We start from the raw sequence: 3,169 nt of genomic DNA on the forward strand, positions 1-3,169 counted from the left end.
CAGCCTCCGACAAACACGGCGCGGTTCATTGCGCTTCTCGGGATCATGCTACGCATAACCCTGTCAGCCAATGGATCGCTGTATTGCTGCTCTGACGGCGTGCGTGGTCGCGGCGCAGCCGTGACGTACTTGTCCCACAATGCTTCCTTCCATTCCAAAGAACAGATCGCACCATCAAACCATGGGATCAAACAGCTAGGGACACCTCAATTAAACTGTAAGGACTTTTGACTTGCTCAAATAGATGTACTCGCTCACGCTGGAAGTCAATAAGTGAGTTGAGTAGACATCAGTGAGTTGGATGGAAACATGTTAGGTCTAATTCTGTTGCCTATGATTGCTGGGCTAATGTTCATCGACTTTGGGAGTTCGGATGAAGCCAGCAATAGTGATTTCGATGGCGGTGCGAATGATACTGATTTCGACAATGAGATTTCGGGAACTGATGGCTCAGATCAAATTGAGGGTACAGGTGGAAGTGACTTAGTTCATGCTGGCCAAGGAAACGATGAGATCGACGGTCTTGATGGCGCTGATTTGATATTTGGCGGCGACGGCAATGATACCATTGATGTTGGAAGTTATTCTTCTCGATATTTGGATGCAGAATCAACCATCTTCGGAGGGAATGGTGAGGACAGTATCTCTGCTGGAGCATACCACGATTTCCAGCTCAATGGGGGCTCAGGCAACGACACAATTTCTGGCTCGTATGGTAATGATACGATCTTTGGTGATGAAGGCGACGATTTGTTGTTGGGGGGCGGGGACGACGATTGGTCAGTTCACTCGGATGACAGTATGCATGGCGGCGCAGGTAATGATACCCTGATTGGCGGCGTCGGTCACGACAGCCTTTACGGTGATGAGGGGGATGATTCACTGATTGGGGGGGAGGAGTCTGACTTTCTTTCCGGTGGAGAGGGGAATGATACCTTGTCGGCTAGCTTGTGGTTACAGGATGTCGATTTTCGTTCAGGTGATCCAGACGTGGCCGGTCAAGACACTCTCGAGGGGGGGCAGGGCAAAGATACTTTCCGGATTGATTTTTACGATGAAGAGGTTTTCGATCAATACTCGGACGCTCCAACCTGGCCAACTGATCTTGGCGAATACCCCGATGGATATGAACCAACAATCATAGATTTCACCCCTCCGGAAGATGTCATCATGCTTTCGTATTCGGGAGAACTGCCTTTCGATGTGGAGAACTCACTGGAGTTTCGTGATTGGGAAGACGGGAATGGTGCGGATTTGCTCGTGAACGGAGACGTCGTTGCTCATGTTAGAGGGGCGCATGGATTGGATGTAAAATCAAACGTGTCCATCCAACAGCGGATCTGAGGAGCGTGTCCGGTCTTTTGGACCTGTCGCGGTTTGATGCCGCTCCTTGATAGCATATACTGTAACAAAGGAGACTGACTATGCCTTGGCCGGCAAGGTCATGCGAAGCATCGTCCTGAGCAGCCCCACTTGAGTGGTCCAACTTGAAAGTTAGTGCATGATTGGCCTTTGGTCCATCGGAACGATGGCCTCTGGCGCAGGTGGGCGATTCATTGCGATATTCGGGACGCAGCCGGACACATGATCCGTTGTTCAGCCACAGTCGCCCTTTCTTCGGTTGTTTCATAGGCACTTTGAGCCCCTCACGTCGCCACAAACGCTCGACACGTTTGTCATTCACTCGCTGCCCGGCAGGCGATTGCAAAGCAATCTGCCGAGAGGGGGCCAGCCTGCGTCCCTCAGCAAGGCAGCCACCCGGCGGTAGCCATATCGACGGACTGACGCGTCAGCTCGATCATGTCTGCGACCAAGCGATCTTCGTCATCACGCCCCTGTGGTGCTCGACGTTGCGTGGATCGGTGCTGGCCCAGGACGCGACAAACGCGACGCTCAGAAACCTTCATCTATCAATGCAGGCACGTCGGCGCGAGGGGCTCAGAAGTTTCCCGTTGCGGCTTCCCTCAAGATCAATTTGTCCAGTGTCAGGTCAGAAACCGCGCGCCGAAGGCGCTCGTTCTCTTTCTGAAGACGCTTCAGTTCCTTGAGTTGTTCCGTGCCCATTCCGCCGTACTTCTTCTTCCAGCGGTAATAGGTTTGCTCCGTCACGCCGATCTGACGGATCGCATCAATCCGGGGCATGCCTTGTCCCATAGAACTTCAACCTGCCGTAACTTCACGACAATCTCTTCAGGCTTGGGTCTCTTTATGGCCATACTTGGTCCTCCGCTTTCCTAACTATAGGGGCGGACCACTTCAAAGGGGGAGGCTCAGTGCAAAAAAGTCCAAGCAATCAGAACAACTTCTTGCATTGAAAGGGGCATCCACACACGGCGTCTACAATCCGAGTCGACGCCACTCAGCATTTGGGAGGTAAAGCCCCGTGGCCTTCGAACGCAAGGTAGCTTAAACGTGCACTTGGGGCAGGTCTCAAGCGCGGCAGGCACATATTGCGCCTGTTCTGCTCTGCTTGCTATAGTGCTTGCAAAGCATCATTTATGGATTATCGAGTTGAAACCTAGTATTGAAATCATCGCCGAAGAAGAGGGCGTAGCTCTCAAGATAAGCAATCTGGACAAAGATGGAATTCAGTCAGCCAGAAAGAGGCTGGAGCAAATAGTTTGGCAAATATCTACGATTATGGAGTTTGACGAATGTCTCGAAAGCTTGGCTGAAGACGAATTCAATAGCCGAATCCGCGGATGCATGGCTTTAGACTTAAAATATCAAAGTAGCTTGGCTTTGGCGAAATCTAATGCGCAGAGCTGTTTGTCGGTCGCTCGTGGAGACGAAGACATATATAATTACGGTTTTCCTGAGTTGAGCGGAGGAGATTTGTAGACGTTTTCTGCAAACACACCCTGACCTAATTCCCCGGTTTCTGGACAGGACCTGGCGTAATTGGGGCTCAGGACTTATTAAATTTCTTGCTGCTGCCGCGCTGTCTGACGTCAGCGCTTATGGGTCCAAATAGCGGTATTTGATAAGAGAGAGTTCTTGGCTCATCGTAACCACTGAGGGGTGGATGATGAGAAAGACAACAGGAATACGCAAAAGCCCTAGCGAGAAGATCGTCAAAGATATCAAACGGGCGACCCGCAAGCACTATTCATCTGAAGAGAAGATCAGGATCGTCCTGAGCCTCCCCCTTTGAAGTGGTCCGCCCCTA

3 protein-coding genes and 1 pseudogene are annotated in these 3,169 nt (G+C 51.3%); 2 read left to right on the forward strand and 2 right to left on the reverse strand.

Features of this window, described 5'->3' with window-relative positions; genetic code table 11:
• On the reverse strand, nt 1-191 hold a 191-nt coding region (locus tag B4968_RS23900), incomplete at its 3' end, for a hypothetical protein (RefSeq protein ID WP_206601137.1).
• 118 nt (nt 192-309) lie between these two features.
• Here B4968_RS23900 and B4968_RS22425 point away from each other — a divergent pair.
• Nucleotides 310-1,344: a calcium-binding protein gene (locus B4968_RS22425; RefSeq protein WP_083101395.1), complete on the forward strand. Its 1,035-nt coding sequence runs from the start codon at nt 310-312 to the stop codon at nt 1,342-1,344.
• A gap of 211 nt (nt 1,345-1,555) precedes the next feature.
• On the opposite strand, the pseudogene B4968_RS22430 reads toward B4968_RS22425, so the two are convergent.
• Nucleotides 1,556-2,216 (reverse strand): annotated as a pseudogene (locus tag B4968_RS22430) (transposase); the annotation flags it as partial.
• Nucleotides 2,217-2,511: 295 nt separating this feature from the next.
• Between B4968_RS22430 and B4968_RS22435 the strand changes: the two are divergent.
• A complete protein-coding gene (locus B4968_RS22435) occupies nt 2,512-2,841 on the forward strand; it encodes a hypothetical protein (RefSeq protein ID WP_083101396.1) in 330 nt (109 codons plus the stop codon).
• Nucleotides 2,842-3,169 lie beyond the last annotated feature (328 nt).

The sequence above is a fragment of the Pseudophaeobacter leonis genome (assembly GCF_002087335.1).
Lineage (GTDB): Bacteria > Pseudomonadota > Alphaproteobacteria > Rhodobacterales > Rhodobacteraceae > Pseudophaeobacter > Pseudophaeobacter leonis.